Raw genomic sequence first — 16,166 nt, forward strand, 5'->3', positions numbered from 1 at the left:
GACGCGAGAATACGCATAGCCTATGAAGCCAATTTTTAGCCGTGGCCCATCGCTACAGTTTCGCCTTATTCTGGCGGTTCTGGTTGCGCTTGGGGTCATTATTGCCGATAGCCGCCTCGGTACGTTCAGCCAGATCAGAACGTACATGGATACCGCCGTCAGTCCTTTCTACTTTGTTTCAAATGGTCCCCGTGAACTGCTCGACTCCGTTTCTCAAACGCTGTCTTCGCGCGACCAACTCGAACTCGAAAACCGGGCATTACGTCAGGAACTGCTGCTGAAAAACAGCGAACTGCTGATGCTGGGGCAATACAAGCAGGAAAACGCGCGTCTGCGTGAACTGCTCGGCTCGCCGCTGCGTCAGGATGAGCAGAAAATGGTCACGCAGGTGATCTCCACCGTGAACGACCCCTACAGCGATCAGGTTGTGATCGACAAAGGGAGCGTGAACGGGGTATATGAAGGTCAGCCTGTTATCAGTGATAAAGGCGTCGTGGGCCAGGTGGTTGCCGTGGCCAAACTGACCAGCCGCGTGCTGCTGATTTGCGATGCCACGCATGCGCTGCCGATCCAGGTTTTGCGCAACGACATCCGCGTGATTGCTGCCGGTAACGGCTGTACGGACGATCTGCAGCTGGAACATCTGCCGGCTAATACGGATATCCGCGTGGGCGACGTGCTGGTGACGTCCGGCCTGGGTGGACGCTTCCCTGAAGGCTATCCGGTTGCGGTGGTCTCTTCGGTCAAGCTGGACACCCAGCGTGCCTATACCGTGATTCAGGCGCGTCCAACCGCCGGTTTGCAGCGTCTGCGCTATCTGCTGCTGCTGTGGGGCGCCGATCGTAACGGTGCTAACCCGATGACGCCTGAAGAGGTGCATCGCGTAGCAAACGAGCGCCTGATGCAGATGATGCCGCAGGTTCTCCCGCCTGCGGATTCCATGGGGCCGCCTGCGCCAGTTCCGGCGCCGGCAACCGGGTTAACGCAGCCGCTGCCGGATGCGCCGCCACCGCCTAAACTCTCTTCGGGAGGGCAGTAGTGGCAAGCTATCGTAGCCAGGGACGCTGGGTCATCTGGCTCTCGTTTCTCATTGCACTGTTACTGCAAGTGATGCCCTGGCCGGATGACATTCTCGTTTTCCGGCCAAACTGGGTATTGCTCATTTTACTCTACTGGATCCTTGCCCTGCCGCATCGCGTAAATGTCGGCACAGGTTTCGTGATGGGTGCCATACTGGATCTCATTAGCGGCTCTACGCTTGGCGTGCGCGCCTTGTCCATGAGCATTATTGCGTACCTCGTCGCACTCAAATTCCAGCTCTTTCGTAACCTTGCGCTCTGGCAACAGGCCCTGGTGGTGATGCTATTGTCGCTCGCTGCGGATATCGTTGTTTTCTGGGCAGAGTTTTTAGTGATCAACGTCTCTTTCCGACCGGAAGTGTTCTGGAGTAGTGTAGTAAACGGTGTGCTCTGGCCATGGTTATTCCTGCTGATGCGTAAGGTTCGCCAGCAGTTTGCTGTGCAATAAAAGGTTTCTATGACGTCTTTGTATCTCGCTTCCGGCTCCCCGCGCCGTCAGGAACTCCTGACGCAGCTAGGGGTCTCTTTTGAACGCATCGTTACCGGCATTGAAGAAAAACGTGCTGAGGGCGAAAGCGCTCAACAGTACGTTTCTCGCCTTGCGCGCGAGAAAGCGCAGGCGGGCGTGGCCAGTGTGCCACGCGATCTTCCCGTGCTGGGAGCAGATACCATCGTTATTCTGAACGGTGAAGTGCTTGAGAAACCGCGCGATGCCGATCATGCGGCGCGCATGCTGCACAAAATGTCCGGACAAACGCATCAGGTGATGACGGCCGTCGCGCTGGCTGACCGCCAGCACGTGCTGGATTGCCTGGTGGTGACCGAAGTGACGTTCAGAGTACTTACCGACGACGACATCGCCGCTTATATTGCCAGCGGTGAACCGATGGATAAAGCAGGTGCATACGGTATTCAGGGGCTGGGTGGCTGTTTTGTCAGGAAGATTAATGGCAGCTATCACGCCGTAGTCGGCTTACCGCTGGTGGAAACGTATGAGTTGCTGAGCAATTTTAACTCACTGCGTGAGGGAAGGGATAATTATGACGGCTGAATTGTTGGTAAACGTAACGCCATCGGAAACCCGTGTGGCCTATATTGATGGTGGCATTCTTCAGGAAATTCATATTGAGCGTGAAGCGCGGCGCGGAATAGTAGGCAATATCTACAAAGGTCGTGTCAGTCGTGTACTACCGGGTATGCAGGCGGCTTTTGTAGATATTGGACTGGATAAGGCGGCGTTTTTACATGCCTCCGATATCATGCCGCACACCGAGTGCGTCGCGGGCGAAGAGCAAAAGCAGTTTGCCGTGCGCGATATTTCTGAACTGGTGCGTCAGGGACAGGATCTGATGGTGCAGGTGGTGAAAGATCCCCTCGGCACCAAAGGCGCCCGTCTGACCACCGACATCACCTTACCTTCCCGCTATCTGGTCTTTATGCCCGGCGCGTCGCACGTGGGCGTTTCGCAGCGTATTGAGAGCGAAACCGAGCGCGAGCGTCTGAAGAAAGTGGTCAGCGCCTACTGCGATGAGCAGGGCGGGTTTATCATCCGTACCGCTGCGGAAGGGATCAGTGAAGAAGACCTGGCGTCGGATGCGGCTTACCTGAAGCGCGTCTGGACCAAAGTGATGGAGCGTAAAAAACGCAACCAGACCCGCTACCAGCTCTACGGTGAACTGGCGCTTGCTCAGCGCGTTCTGCGCGACTTTGCCGATGCGCAGCTCGACCGCATTCGCGTGGACTCGCGCCTGACCTATGAAGCGCTGCTGGAATTTACCGCTGAGTACATCCCGGAGATGCCGGGCCTGCTGGAGCATTATTCAGGACGTCAGCCGATCTTCGATCTCTATGATGTCGAAAACGAGATCCAGCGCGCGCTGGAGCGTAAGGTCGAGCTGAAGTCGGGCGGCTATTTGATCATCGATCAGACCGAAGCGATGACCACCGTTGATATCAACACCGGCGCGTTTGTCGGCCATCGCAACCTCGATGACACCATCTTCAACACCAACATCGAAGCCACGCAGGCGATTGCGCGCCAGCTTCGTCTGCGCAATCTGGGCGGCATTATCATCATCGACTTCATCGATATGAGTAATGAAGACCATCGTCGCCGCGTGCTGCACTCGCTTGAGCAGGCGCTGAGCAAAGACCGCGTGAAAACCAGCATTAACGGCTTCTCACAGCTGGGGCTGGTGGAAATGACGCGTAAGCGTACCCGCGAGAGCGTTGAGCATGTGCTGTGTAATGAATGCCCAACCTGCCATGGACGCGGAACGGTAAAGACGGTTGAGACCGTCTGCTACGAAATTATGCGTGAAATCGTTCGTGTCCATCATGCCTACGACTCCGATCGTTTTCTGGTCTATGCTTCCCCTGCGGTGGCTGAAGCGCTGAAAGGCGAAGAGTCGCACGCGCTGGCGGAAGTAGAAATCTTTGTCGGCAAACAGGTAAAAGTACAAATTGAACCGCTCTATAACCAGGAGCAGTTTGACGTCGTGATGATGTAAGACGCAGTACGCTGCGTGACGAAAGCTGACAAGGAGAGATGCGTGAGGCGATTGCCGGGGATTTTATTGCTTACAGGGGCAACGCTGGTCGTGATTGTCGCGTTGCTCGTGAGCGGGCTACGCCTCGTATTACCGCATCTTGACAGCTGGCGTCCGCAGCTGCTGGCTAAAATCGAATCCACCACCGGCGTGCCGGTGAACGTAAGCCAGATTAGCGCGAGCTGGCAGAATTTTGGCCCGACGCTCGATGTCCGGGATATCAATGCCAGCCTGAAAGATGGCGGCTATCTGAAAATCAAACGCGTAACCCTGGCGCTGGACGTCTGGCAAAGCCTGCTGCATCTGCGCTGGCAGTTTCGCGATCTCACCTTTTATCAACTCCAGTTTCTGACCAATACGCCGCTGTCCGGCGGCGATAGCGGTCAGGGCCTTGAAGCCAACCGCTTCAGCGATCTTTTCCTCCGCCAGTTCGATCACTTCGATCTGCGCGATAGCGAAGTGAGCTTCATTACCCTTTCCGGCCAGCGCGCCGAACTGGCGATCCCTCAGCTGACCTGGCTCAACGGTAAAGAACGTCACCGCGCCGAGGGGCAGGTCAATCTCTCAAGCCTGAACGGCCAGCACGGCGTGATGCAGGTGCGTATGGATCTGCGGGACGACGACGGCCTGTTAAACAACGGCAAAGTCTGGCTGCAGGCCGACGATGTGGACGTGAAGCCGTGGCTGGGCGACTGGATCCAGCAAAATATGCAGCTCGAGACTGCCCGCTTCAGCCTTGAAGGCTGGCTGACCCTGACCAAAGGCGAATTTGCCAGCGGCGATATCTGGCTCAAGCAGGGGGGCGCAAGCTGGAAAGGCGAAAAACGGCAGCATCAGCTTTCCGTCGATAACCTCACCGCGCACGTGACGCAGGAGAAAGAGGGCTGGCAGTTTGCCATTCCGGATACGCGCATCACCATGGACGGCAAGCCGTGGCCGCGCGGTGCGCTGACGCTGGCCTGGATGCCGGAGCAGGACGTCGGCGGCGCGGCCAGTAAACGCAGCGACGAGCTGCGCATCCGCGCCAGCAACCTGGATTTGGCGGCCATTGAAGGCCTGCGCTCGATGGCGGCTAAGCTCTCTCCGGACCTGGGCGAGATCTGGCTGGCAACGCAGCCGAGCGGGACGATCGATGCTCTGGGGCTGGACATCCCGCTCCAGGCGACGGAAAAAACCCGCTTCCAGGCCACGTGGAAAGATCTTGCCTGGAAGCAGTGGAAGCTGCTGCCGGGGGCGGAGCACTTTAGCGGCAAGCTGGAAGGCAGCGTGGAAAACGGCAGGCTGACGGTTGATATGCACGACGCCAAAATGCCTTACGAGACGGTCTTCCGCGCGCCGCTTGAAATCGAACAGGGCAGCGCGGTGCTTAACTGGCTCCGTAACGACAAGGGTTTCCAGCTTGATGGCCGCCATATCGACGTGAAAGCCAAAGCGGTGCACGCGCGCGGCGATTTCCGCTATCTGCAGCCTGAAGGCGATGAGCCGTGGCTGGGCATTCTGGCCGGGATCAGCACCGATGACGGCTCTCAGGCCTGGCGCTACTTCCCGGAAAACCTGATGGGAAAAGCTCTGGTAGACTATCTTAGCGGCGCGATTCAGGGCGGTCAGGCAGACAATGCCACGCTGGTGTACGGCGGTAATCCTCATCTTTTCCCGTATAAGCATAATGAAGGCCAGTTCCAGGTGCTGGTGCCGCTGCATAACGCGACCTTCGCTTTCCAGCCCGGCTGGCCCGCGCTGAAAGACCTGGATATCGAACTCAACTTCCTCAATGACGGGCTATGGATGAAGTCCGACAGCGTGGCGCTGGGCGGCGTGACGGCCAGCAACCTGACGGCCAACATTCCGGACTACTCAAAAGAGATGCTGCTGATTGATGCCGACATCAACGGGCCGGGCAAAGCGGTGGGACCGTACTTTGAGGAGACGCCGCTGAAAGAGTCGCTGGCCGCGACGCTTCAGCAGCTGCAGCTTGATGGCGATGTGAATGCTCGCTTACATCTTGATATCCCGCTGGACGGAGAGATGACCACCGCCAAAGGCGACGTCCGTCTGAAGAACAACAGCCTGTTCATCAAGCCTCTTGATAGCACGCTGAAAAATCTCAGCGGGCAGTTCAGCTTTGAGAACGGTAACCTGAAGAGCGAGCCGCTTACGGCCAGCTGGTTTAATCAGCCCGTGAATATTGACTTCACGACCACCGAGGGTCAAAAGGCTTATCAGGTGGCCGTCAATCTGGACGGTAACTGGCAGCCATCACGTATGGACGTCCTGCCGAAACCCATTGAGGCGTCAGTGGAGGGGGCGGTCGCCTGGCAGGGTAAAGTGGCAATCGACCTGCCTTATCACGCGGGTGCCCAGTATAAGGTCGACATCACGGGCGATCTGAAAAACCTTCAGAGCCAGCTGCCTGCGCCGCTGGATAAACAGTCCGGACAGCCGCTGCCGGTAAAGCTGAACGTCGATGGCAACCTGAACAGCTTCGCGCTGACCGGCAGCGCGGGCGGGACAAACCACTTCAACAGCCGCTGGCTGCTTAACCGCAAGCTCACCCTCGACAAAGCCATCTGGACAACGGATAGCCGCTCCACGCCGCCGCTTCCGGAGCAGCAGGGCATTGAGCTGAACCTCCCGCCGATGGACGGTGCAGAGTGGCTGGCGCTGTTCCAGAAAGGCGTAGGGCAGAACGTTGATGAAACCGCCCAGTTCCCGCAGGCCATTACCGTACGTACGCCGTCGCTGATGCTGGGCGGGCAGCAGTGGAACAACCTGAGCATTGTCTCGCACCCTGGCGCTAACGGTACGAAGGTGGAGGCCCAGGGCAGAGAGATCAACGGTACGCTGACCATGCGCAATCACGCGCCGTGGCAGGCGGCGATCCGCTACCTCTACTACAATCCGGCAAGCGCCGCGAGCGGCAAAGATAAACCGGCAGAGACGTCGCCGCTGAGTAATGTTTCCCGCGTCGATTTTAGCGGCTGGCCCGATCTCCAGCTGCGCTGTGCGGAGTGCTGGCTGTGGGGGCAGAAATATGGCCGTATCGACGGTGATTTCACTATTCAGGCTAACACGCTTACGCTCTCCGGCGGCCTGGTTGATACCGGTTTTGGCCGCATGACGGCCGCAGGGGAATGGGTGAATAACCCGGGCGAGCAGCGAACGTCCCTGAAGGGCGACATTAAAGGCAACAAGCTGGACGCGGCAGCCAATTTCTTTGGTATCAGCACGCCGCTGCGCGGCTCGTCATTTGACGTCGATTACGATCTTCACTGGCGTGACGCCCCGTGGAAGCCGGATGAAGCCTCGCTGAACGGCATTCTGAAAACCCGCTTCGGCAAAGGTGAAATTGCCGACGTGAGCACGGGGCGCGCCGGGCAGATCCTGCGCCTGCTGAGTTTTGACGCGCTGTTGCGCAAGCTGCGCTTCGATTTCAGCGATACCTTCAGCGAAGGTTTCTACTATGATTCCATCCGCAGTACGGCGTGGATCAAGGACGGGGTTCTGCATACGGACGACACGCTGGTGGATGGCCTGGAAGCAGATATCGCCATGAAAGGCTCCGTCAACCTCGTGCGCCGCGAGCTGGATATGGAAGCCGTGGTGGCGCCGGAAATTTCCGCGAGCGTGGGCGTGGCGGCGGCCTTTGTGGTGAACCCGATTGTCGGTGCGGCGGTGTTTGCCGCCAGCAAAGTGCTGGGCCCGCTGTGGAGCAAGGTCTCCATTCTGCGCTACCGCATTACCGGTCCGGTAGATAAACCGCAGATCAACGAGGTGCTGCGCCAGCCGCGCAAAGAAGCACAGCAATGATTTGACGTGGGCAGGTAATTGCCTCACTCTCAATAAATACGATCTTTATACCGCCACGGGCGGCAACGAACGAGTAGCAATACGATGAGTCTGAACCTGGTAAGTGAACATTTGCTCGCAGCGAACGGCCTGAGCCATCAGGACCTGTTCTCCATTCTTGGTCAACTGACCGAACGCCGTCTCGACTACGGCGACCTTTATTTCCAGTCGAGCTATCACGAATCCTGGGTTTTAGAAGACAGCATCATCAAAGATGGCTCCTACAACATCGACCAGGGCGTCGGCGTCCGTGCCGTCAGCGGCGAGAAAACCGGTTTTGCCTATGCCGATCAGATTAGCCTCACCGCACTTGAGCAGAGCGCGCAGGCCGCGCGTACCATTGTGCGTGATACCGGCGATGGCCGCGTGAAAACCCTGGGAGAAGTGCAGCACTCTGCGCTCTATACCAGCATCGATCCGCTGCAGAGCATGAGCCGTGAAGAGAAGCTGGATATCCTGCGTCGCGTAGACAAAGTCGCCCGCGCGGCGGACAAACGCGTGCAGGAAGTTTCTGCCAGCCTGAGCGGTGTGTATGAGTTGATTCTGGTTGCGGCAACGGACGGTACCCTTGCGGCAGACGTTCGCCCGCTGGTGCGTCTCTCAATCAGCGTGCAGGTCGATGACGACGGTAAACGCGAACGCGGCTCAAGCGGCGGCGGCGGTCGTTTCGGCTATGACTGGTTCCTGGGCGACGTTGACGGTGAAGCACGCGCTGACGCGTGGGCGAAAGAGGCCGTGCGCATGGCGCTGGTGAATCTGAATGCCGTCGCGGCGCCGGCGGGCTCATTCCCGGTGGTGCTGGGCGCTGGCTGGCCGGGCGTGCTGTTGCACGAGGCCGTAGGCCACGGCCTGGAAGGCGACTTTAACCGTCGCGGGACGTCCGTGTTCAGCGGTCAAATCGGGCAGCTTGTCTCCTCTGAGCTGTGCACCGTGGTGGATGACGGCACCATGCGCGATCGTCGCGGCTCGGTGGCTATCGATGATGAAGGTACGCCAGGCCAGTACAATGTGCTGATCGAAAACGGCGTGCTGAAAGGCTACATGCAGGACAAACTCAACGCTCGCCTGATGGGCGTCGCGCCGACGGGCAACGGACGCCGTGAATCTTACGCGCATCTGCCGATGCCGCGCATGACCAACACGTACATGCTGCCGGGCAATTCCACGCCGCAGGAGATTATCGAATCCGTTGATTACGGTATCTTTGCGCCGAACTTTGGCGGCGGCCAGGTGGACATCACCTCCGGTAAGTTTGTTTTCTCCACGTCAGAAGCGTATCTGATCGAGAAAGGCAAAGTGACCAAAGCGGTGAAGGGTGCGACGCTGATTGGCTCCGGTATCGAAGCCATGCAGCAGATCTCTATGGTCGGTAACGATCTGAAGCTGGATAACGGCGTGGGCGTCTGCGGTAAAGAGGGCCAGAGCCTGCCGGTTGGCGTAGGCCAGCCAACGCTGAAGGTGGACAACCTGACGGTGGGCGGCACGGCGTAATTTCCTGACCCTCTCCCCAAAGGGGAGAGGGAACTGCTCGGCGCTGTCTTTTCTCCCTCGTCCTTTTGGAAAAAGGCCTACTCTTTCCTTCTCCCCCGCATCCCCTGAAACAGCTCCGCCACGTCGACAAAATACTCGGTCAGATAGTTAATACACACCTGTACCTTGAGCGGGAGTTTGTCTTTTTCGGTATACAGGGCGTACACCGGGCGCGGATCGGACTGGTAGCGCGGGAAGAGGATCTCCAGCACGCCGCTGTTGATCTCGTTGATCACCCACATTAACGGCACGTAGGCGATCCCGGCGCCGGCCACCAGCCAGCGTGAAATCGTCATCGGATCGTTGGTGACAAACCGCCCTTCCGGCAGCAGTTTGGTAGAAATCCCTTCCGGGGCAATCAGCTCAAATTCATTATCGGGCCGCACGCTGTACTCCAGCCACGAGTGGTTGGTGAGATCGGCGGGTTTCTCCGGAACGCCGTACTGCGCCAGATAGCTTTTCGAGGTGCAGACGACCATTGGCATGCTGCCCAGCCTGCGCGAGAACAGGCTGGAATCCTGCAACGCGCCGACGCGGATCACCACGTCCAGCCCGTCGGCAATCAGGTCCGGCGCCGGGATACCCGTCACCAGATTGACGGTAAGCCCGGGATACTCTTTCAGCATATCCGCCGTCATGGCAGCGAGAACATTTTGTGCCATAGTTGAAGAACACCCGATGCGCAGCGTGCCGATAGGGGTGTTGTTGAAGGCATAGAGCTGTTCGTGAACATCCTGCACTTCAAGCAGCATGCGGCGACAGCCCTGATAGTAAATTTTACCCGCCTCCGTCAGCCCAATGCTGCGGGTACTGCGGTTGAGAAGCTTGACCTGAAGCTCATCTTCCAGTTTGGACACCGTCTGGCTGATGGATGAGACGCTCATCTGAAGCTGGCGCGCAGCGGCGGTAAAAGAGCCCAGCTCAACCACTTTGGCGAAGACCGACATGCGTTTTAAACGTTCCATTGTTCACTCTGGCTTAAAAGTGATTTAGATCACATATTATAGATAACAGCATAACAGTTACGTTAATATATTATTAATTACATAACGGCTGCGCCATTCTCGCCCGGCGTTTCTTGCTCTCCCGCGGTGGCGTGCGCTTAAAAATTCTGAAGCCTGCACTCTCTCTTATCAAGGTCAACATGAGTCTGTTTCCCGTTATCGTGGTGTTCGGTCTGTCGTTCCCACCGATATTTTTCGAGCTTCTTTTATCACTGGCGATCTTCTGGCTGGTGCGCAAGGTGCTGGTCCCTACCGGGATCTACGATTTCGTCTGGCACCCTGCATTGTTCAATACCGCGCTGTATTGCTGCCTGTTTTATCTGATATCGCGCATGTTTGTCTGAGGTTGATGTGAAAACGCTAACAAGAAAAATCTCCCGCACTGCCATCACAATGGCGCTGGTTATCCTCGCCTTCATCGCTATTTTCCGCGCCTGGGTTTATTACACCGAATCACCGTGGACGCGTGATGCACGCTTCAGCGCCGATGTGGTGGCAATAGCCCCTGACGTGGCCGGTCTTATCACGGCGGTCAACGTCCACGATAACCAGCTGGTGAAAAAAGATCAGGTTCTGTTCACCATCGACCAGCCTCGTTACCAGAAAGCGCTGGAAGAGGCGGAAGCGGACGTGGCCTATTATCAGGCGCTCGCTGCGGAGAAACGCCGCGAGGCTGGCCGCCGTAATCAGCTGGGCGTTCAGGCAATGTCCCGTGAAGAGATTGACCAGTCCAACAACGTGCTGCAAACCGTGCTGCACCAGCTGGCGAAAGCGCAGGCAACGCGCGATCTGGCGAAGCTCGATCTCGAGCGCACCGTGATCCGCGCGCCGTCCGATGGCTGGGTGACCAACCTTAACGTCTATGCCGGGGAATTCATTACCCGCGGCTCTACCGCCGTGGCGCTGGTTAAACAGAACTCCTTCTACGTGCTCGCCTATATGGAAGAGACCAAGCTGGAAGGCGTGCGCCCGGGGTTCCGGGCGGAAATTACGCCGCTCGGCAGCAACCGCGTCTTTAAAGGCACCGTCGACAGCGTTGCCGCAGGGGTGACTAACTCCAGCAGCTCTAACGATGCAAAAGGGATGGCGACGGTCGATTCCAACCTGGAGTGGGTGCGTCTGGCCCAGCGGGTGCCGGTGCGCATCCACCTGGATGAACAGCAGGGAAATCTGTGGCCTGCGGGTACCACGGCGACGGTGGTGATCACCGGTGAAAAGGACCGGGATGCCAGCCAGGACTCGTTCTTCCGTAAAATTGCCCACCGCCTGCGCGAGTTTGGTTAATCGCCATGGGTATCTTTTCCATCGCCAGCCAGCACATTCGCTTCGCCGTTAAGCTGGCGTGCGCCATCGTGCTGGCGCTGTTTGTCGGCTTTCACTTCCAGCTTGAAACCCCTCGCTGGGCAGTGCTGACGGCTGCGATTGTCGCGGCGGGCCCTGCCTTTGCCGCGGGCGGGGAGCCCTATTCAGGCGCGATCCGCTATCGCGGGATGCTGCGTATCATCGGGACGTTTATCGGCTGTTTCGCGGCGCTGACCATTATTATTTTGATGATCCGCACCCCGCTGCTGATGCTGATGGTCTGCTGCATCTGGGCGGGTTTCTGCACCTGGATCTCGTCTCTGGTGAAAGTAGAGAACTCCTACGCCTGGGGGCTGGCGGGCTATACCGCGCTGATTATTATCATCACCATCCAGTCCGAGCCGCTGCTGGCCCCGCAGTTTGCTGTTGAGCGCTGCAGCGAGATTGTGATTGGTATAGTCAGCGCGATCGTCGCTGACCTGCTTTTCTCCCCGCGCTCCATCAAGCAGGAAGTCGACCGTGAGCTTGACGCGCTGATCGTTGCCCAGTATCAGCTGATGCAGCTGTGCATTAAGCACGGCGACAGCGAAGAGGTGGATAAAGCCTGGAGCGGGCTGGTACGCCGTACGCAGGCGCTGGAAGGAATGCGCAGCAACCTTAATATGGAGTCTTCGCGCTGGGCCCGCGCGAATCGACGCCTTAAAGCCCTTAACACCGTCTCTCTGACGCTAATTACCCAGGCATGTGAAACCTATCTGATTCAGAACACCCGGCCGGAAGCGGTCACCGATACGTTCCGCGAACTGTTTGCCGAGCCGGTGGAAACCGTGCAGGACGTGCATAAGCAGCTTAAGCGCATGCGCCGTGTCATTGCCTGGACCGGGGAGCGCGAAACGCCGGTAACTATTTACACCTGGGTCGGCGCCGCGACGCGCTATCTGCTGCTGAAGCGCGGCGTGATCGGCAACACCAAAATCAGCGCGGCGGAAGAAGAGGTGCTGCAGGGGGAAGTGGTGATCAAGGCGGAATCCGCCGAGCGCCATCACGCCATGGTCAACTTCTGGCGTACGACCCTTGCCTGCATGCTCGGCACGCTGTTCTGGCTGTGGACGGGCTGGACATCCGGCAGCGGCGCGATGGTGATGATTGCCGTCGTGACCGCACTGGCGATGCGTCTGCCTAATCCACGTATGGTCGCCGTTGATTTCCTCTATGGCACCATTGCCGCGTTGCCGATAGGCGCGCTCTATTTCCTGGTCATCATCCCGTCGACGCAACAGAGCATGCTGCTGCTCTGTATTAGCCTGGCGGTAATGGCGTTCTTTATCGGCATTGAAGTGCAAAAGCGGCGCCTGGGATCGCTGGGGGCGCTGGCGAGTACGATTAACATCATCGTGCTCGATAACCCGATGACCTTCCATTTCAGCCAGTTCCTCGACAGCGCGTTAGGCCAGCTGGTGGGCTGCTTCCTGGCCATGATGGTGATACTGCTGGTGCGGGATAACTCGCAGGCAAGAACGGGCCGCGTGCTGCTGAACCAGTTCGTGTCGGCTGCCGTGTCATCTTTGACAACCAATACCGCGCGCCGTAAAGAGAACCACCTGCCCGCGCTCTACCAGCAGCTGTTTTTGCTGCTGAACAAGTTCCCGGGCGATATCGCGAAGTTCCGCCTGGCGTTAACCATGATCATCGCACACCAGCGTTTGCGTAACGCGCCCGTGCCGATCAACGACGATCTGTCGGCATACCACCGCCAGCTGCGTCGTACCGCCGATCATGTGCTTTCCGCCAGCAGCGATGACAAACGGCGTCGCTACTTTACGCAGCTGCTTGAAGAGCTCGATACCTATCAGGAAAAGCTCAAGCACTGGGAGGCGCCGCCTCAGGTGACCGAGCCGGTAGGACGGCTGGTGTTTATGCTGCATCGCTACCAGAATGCCCTCACCGATAACTGACAGAAGTAAAAAAACCGACGCCAAAAGCGTCGGTTTTTTTGTGGCTATACTTATTCCAGCACGTTCTTACATTTCAGAAAGGGAGAACACATGACGACGCAGGCGCTTCAGGACCACATCCTTTTTCAGACCGGTTATCTGGTCAACGGAATCTGGAAAACGCTGGATACAACCTTTGATGTGCTGAACCCCGCGACCGGTGAGGTCATTGCTAAAGTCGCAAAAGCGGGTAAAGCGCAAACCGAAGACGCTATCGCAGCGGCTACCCAGGCCTTCCCGGCATGGCGTGCCAAAACCGCGAAAGAACGCTCGGCCATTCTCTACCGCTGGTACGAACTGATTATTGAGAATAAAAGCTGGCTCGGGCGGTTGATGACCACCGAACAGGGCAAACCCCTGAAAGAGGCGGAAGGAGAAGTCGAGTACGCCGCCAGCTTTATCCAGTGGTTTGCCGAAGAGGCCAAACGCGCGAACGGTGAAATTATTCCGCCGATAAAACCCGGCTCACGCATTCTGGCGACCCGTGAACCTATTGGTGTGGTCGCGGCGATTACGCCGTGGAACTTCCCGATGGCGATGCTCACCCGCAAGTTAGGCCCGGCGCTGGCAGCAGGATGCACCGGGGTCATTAAACCGGCCAATAACACGCCGCTCAGCGCCTTTGCGCTGCTTACGCTGGCGAAACAGGCCGGTGTGCCCGACGGTGTTCTCAACGCCGTAGCCGGGAATACGCATGAAATCAGCGATGCGATCATGGCAAGCCGCGACGTGCGTAAAATCTCCTTTACCGGCTCAACATCCGTCGGCAAAACGCTGGTGCGTAACGCCGCAGAAACCATGAAAAAAGTCTCGATGGAGCTGGGGGGAAATGCCCCGTATATCGTTTTTGAGGATGCTGACATCGACGCGGCGGTTAAGGGCGCGATCGCCAACAAGTTCCGCAATGCCGGGCAGGTCTGCGTCAGCGTGAACCGTTTTTATATTCAGGAAACCGTCTACGACAAATTTGTGAATAAACTCGCCGATGCGGTGAAGGCGCTGAAGGTGGGTAATGGTCTCGAAGAGGGGGTGGTCGTCGGGCCGCTGATTGAACCTTCTGCGGTCAACAAGGTGCGTGAGCATGTCGACGATGCCGTTGCCCGGGGCGCAACCGTACTGGCTGGAGGTAAGCCCCATCCGCTTGGCGGGAATTTCTGGATGCCAACTGTACTGGGCGACTGCCATGAAGGTATGAAGCTGGCAGAAGAAGAGACGTTTGGCCCGGTGGCGGCGTGCTTCCGTTTCACCTCGGAAGATGAGGTTATCCAGCGCGCCAACAACACGCCCTATGGGCTGGCGGCTTACTTCTACACCCAGAATCTTTCACGGGTCTTCCGCGTTTCACAGGCCATCGAGAGCGGGATGATCGGTATCAACGAGTGCGCCGTCTCCACGGAGCTCGGGCCCTTTGGCGGCGTAAAAGAGTCAGGCCTTGGACGAGAGGGCTCCGTGCTGGGGCTGGAAGAGTATCTGGAAGTTAAAACCCTGCATATTGGGGGATTATAATAGACAGGGCGGCATCTGCCGCTCGCCTGGACTGGGTGGCTGGCAATGAAAACCTATACGTTTGATTTTGACGAGATCGACAGTCAGGAAGACTTCTACCGTGAATTTATCCGGGCGTTTGATCTTGAACGGGAAAGCGTGACGAATCTGGATACGCTGTGGGACGTGGTCACCGGCAGTCAGTTGCCGCTACCGCTGGAAATTGAGTTCATCCATTTGCCCGATAAGCTGCGAAGACGTTTTGGCGCGCTGATATTACTGTTCGATGAAGCGGAAGAAGAGCTTGAAGGGCAGCTGCGCTTTAACGCGCGGCATTGAATGAAAAAAAAGCCCCTGACCATGAGGCCAGGGGCAAGTCGTATGATGAGATACGACGAGGGTTTATTTATACAGTTCTGCCGTTGCATGCCAGTGGTCACCCTGATTCAGTTCGGTGACGCGATAGCTGCTGGCGCCTGCTTTTTCAGCTTTGGCGGCAAGTTCGTGACGGATATCCATCGGTGAACCGGTGACAGACGTTACGGAGACGCTGCCCATACGCTGTAGATTTTGTGCCTGGTCGGCATTTACCTGCTGTACGGCTGCGCTTGCGCCGAAAGAGAGAACGGATGCCAGACCGAGGGTTGCGATGATCAATTTGGTTTTCATAGTCTTTACTCCTGAATAGGGTTTTTTACTCAACGGCGAGAAGGGTTGAACCGCTATTTTTATGCCTGGTGCCGTTGAGTGGAGATTTACGTTTTCAGCTATTACTAAAACTTATTTGTACAGCTCAGCGGTGGCGTGCCAGTGGTCGCCGGAACGCGCTTCGATGATGCGATAGGATGACGCGCCCTGTTCTTCCGCTTTTTTGTTCAGCATCTCATGCATGTCCATTGGCGATGTGCCGACCGCGCCGACAGAAACCGTACCGATGGCCTGGCGGGATTGCGCCTGGTCAGCATTGATAGCGTCAGCCGCGAAAGCACCGAATGACAGGACAGACAGGACGCTCAGCGCCGCTACAGTTGATTTGATTTTCATGATTCTTACCTCGTCGAATTTTTTAGTGGGGTCTTGTTTCGTGACCCTCATCACAAAATCAAGTATACACTAATAACGCTAAAAATTAATACCAGACTAATGGTTTCTGTTGTTATTACGTGTTAACCAGTCTGTTTTTTATAACCAAATTGCATAATATTGGGCGTTTTTTGTTCATTATTGTTGGTTATATCTAATAAAATCATATGGATATCAGCTTTTGATTTTTTGTGCGATTTTTTGATTTAGCATTCACCAGATGAATGCTAATGGGTGGTAAAAAGCACTATTTGTCAAAGTGAATGGCAGTGGAAACGAGGGAGAAACGCAGCG

General features: G+C 57.0%; 14 protein-coding genes. 11 read left to right on the forward strand and 3 right to left on the reverse strand.

Translation table 11 applies throughout. The features are described from left to right. Positions 1-22 precede the first annotated feature (22 nt). The 6 genes from mreC to tldD all read left to right on the forward strand — a co-directional run bounded on the left by mreC (position 23) and on the right by tldD (position 8,965). The gene (gene mreC, locus P346_RS11600; RefSeq protein WP_023309400.1) at positions 23-1,039 is read left to right on the forward strand and encodes a rod shape-determining protein MreC; all 1,017 of its coding nucleotides are present in this window, start codon (positions 23-25) and stop codon (positions 1,037-1,039) included. Beyond that, positions 1,039-1,527, forward strand: coding sequence for a rod shape-determining protein MreD (mreD, locus tag P346_RS11595; RefSeq protein ID WP_023309399.1), 489 nt, complete (start codon positions 1,039-1,041; stop codon positions 1,525-1,527). The genes mreC and mreD overlap by 1 nt, the downstream gene beginning before the upstream one ends. 9 nt (positions 1,528-1,536) lie before the next feature. After that, positions 1,537-2,130: a Maf family protein gene (locus P346_RS11590; RefSeq protein ID WP_023309398.1), complete on the forward strand. Its 594-nt coding sequence runs from the start codon at positions 1,537-1,539 to the stop codon at positions 2,128-2,130. Next, the gene (rng, locus tag P346_RS11585) at positions 2,120-3,589 is read left to right on the forward strand and encodes a ribonuclease G (protein ID WP_010436156.1); all 1,470 of its coding nucleotides are present in this window, start codon (positions 2,120-2,122) and stop codon (positions 3,587-3,589) included. The genes P346_RS11590 and rng overlap by 11 nt, the downstream gene beginning before the upstream one ends. Before the next feature lie 42 nt (positions 3,590-3,631). Further along, complete coding sequence (gene yhdP / locus P346_RS11580) at positions 3,632-7,435, forward strand: AsmA2 domain-containing protein YhdP (RefSeq protein WP_032659661.1); 3,804 nt, start codon at positions 3,632-3,634, stop codon at positions 7,433-7,435. 84 nt (positions 7,436-7,519) lie between these two features. After that, the gene (tldD, locus tag P346_RS11575) at positions 7,520-8,965 is read left to right on the forward strand and encodes a metalloprotease TldD (protein WP_032659663.1); all 1,446 of its coding nucleotides are present in this window, start codon (positions 7,520-7,522) and stop codon (positions 8,963-8,965) included. A 77-nt stretch (positions 8,966-9,042) separates the two neighbouring features. Here tldD and aaeR read toward each other — a convergent pair whose 3' ends face one another. Next, the gene (gene aaeR / locus P346_RS11570) at positions 9,043-9,969 is read right to left on the reverse strand and encodes an HTH-type transcriptional activator AaeR (RefSeq protein ID WP_032659664.1); all 927 of its coding nucleotides are present in this window, start codon (positions 9,967-9,969) and stop codon (positions 9,043-9,045) included. Positions 9,970-10,148: 179 nt separating this feature from the next. Here aaeR and aaeX point away from each other — a divergent pair, with 179 nt between their 5' ends. From aaeX to P346_RS11545, 5 genes are all read left to right on the forward strand, one after another. Then, entirely contained in the window at positions 10,149-10,352 is a 204-nt protein-coding gene (gene aaeX, locus P346_RS11565) for a p-hydroxybenzoic acid efflux pump operon protein AaeX (protein ID WP_003860416.1), read from the forward strand. Positions 10,353-10,359: 7 nt separating this feature from the next. Next, a complete protein-coding gene (gene aaeA / locus P346_RS11560) occupies positions 10,360-11,292 on the forward strand; it encodes a p-hydroxybenzoic acid efflux pump subunit AaeA (protein ID WP_032659667.1) in 933 nt (310 codons plus the stop codon). A gap of 5 nt (positions 11,293-11,297) precedes the next feature. After that, positions 11,298-13,265 carry a p-hydroxybenzoic acid efflux pump subunit AaeB gene (gene aaeB, locus P346_RS11555; protein WP_032659669.1) on the forward strand — a complete coding sequence of 656 codons (1,968 nt, stop codon included), beginning with the start codon at positions 11,298-11,300 and terminating at the stop codon, positions 13,263-13,265. Between the two features lie 90 nt (positions 13,266-13,355). Beyond that, the gene (locus tag P346_RS11550) at positions 13,356-14,810 is read left to right on the forward strand and encodes an NAD-dependent succinate-semialdehyde dehydrogenase (protein ID WP_032659670.1); all 1,455 of its coding nucleotides are present in this window, start codon (positions 13,356-13,358) and stop codon (positions 14,808-14,810) included. A gap of 45 nt (positions 14,811-14,855) precedes the next feature. Then, positions 14,856-15,128, forward strand: a complete 273-nt coding sequence (locus tag P346_RS11545) for a barstar family protein (protein WP_023309391.1) — start codon at positions 14,856-14,858, stop codon at positions 15,126-15,128. A gap of 63 nt (positions 15,129-15,191) precedes the next feature. Here P346_RS11545 and yhcN (P346_RS11540) read toward each other — a convergent pair whose 3' ends face one another. Together yhcN (P346_RS11540) and yhcN (P346_RS11535) are read right to left on the reverse strand one after the other, a co-directional pair. After that, positions 15,192-15,458, reverse strand: a complete 267-nt coding sequence (yhcN, locus tag P346_RS11540; protein ID WP_032659672.1) for a peroxide/acid stress response protein YhcN — start codon at positions 15,456-15,458, stop codon at positions 15,192-15,194. Between the two features lie 111 nt (positions 15,459-15,569). Further along, the gene (gene yhcN, locus P346_RS11535; protein WP_023333629.1) at positions 15,570-15,833 is read right to left on the reverse strand and encodes a peroxide/acid stress response protein YhcN; all 264 of its coding nucleotides are present in this window, start codon (positions 15,831-15,833) and stop codon (positions 15,570-15,572) included. Positions 15,834-16,166: the final 333 nt, after the last annotated feature.

It is taken from the genome of Enterobacter sp. DC1 (genome assembly GCF_000568075.1).
Lineage (GTDB): Bacteria > Pseudomonadota > Gammaproteobacteria > Enterobacterales > Enterobacteriaceae > Enterobacter > Enterobacter asburiae.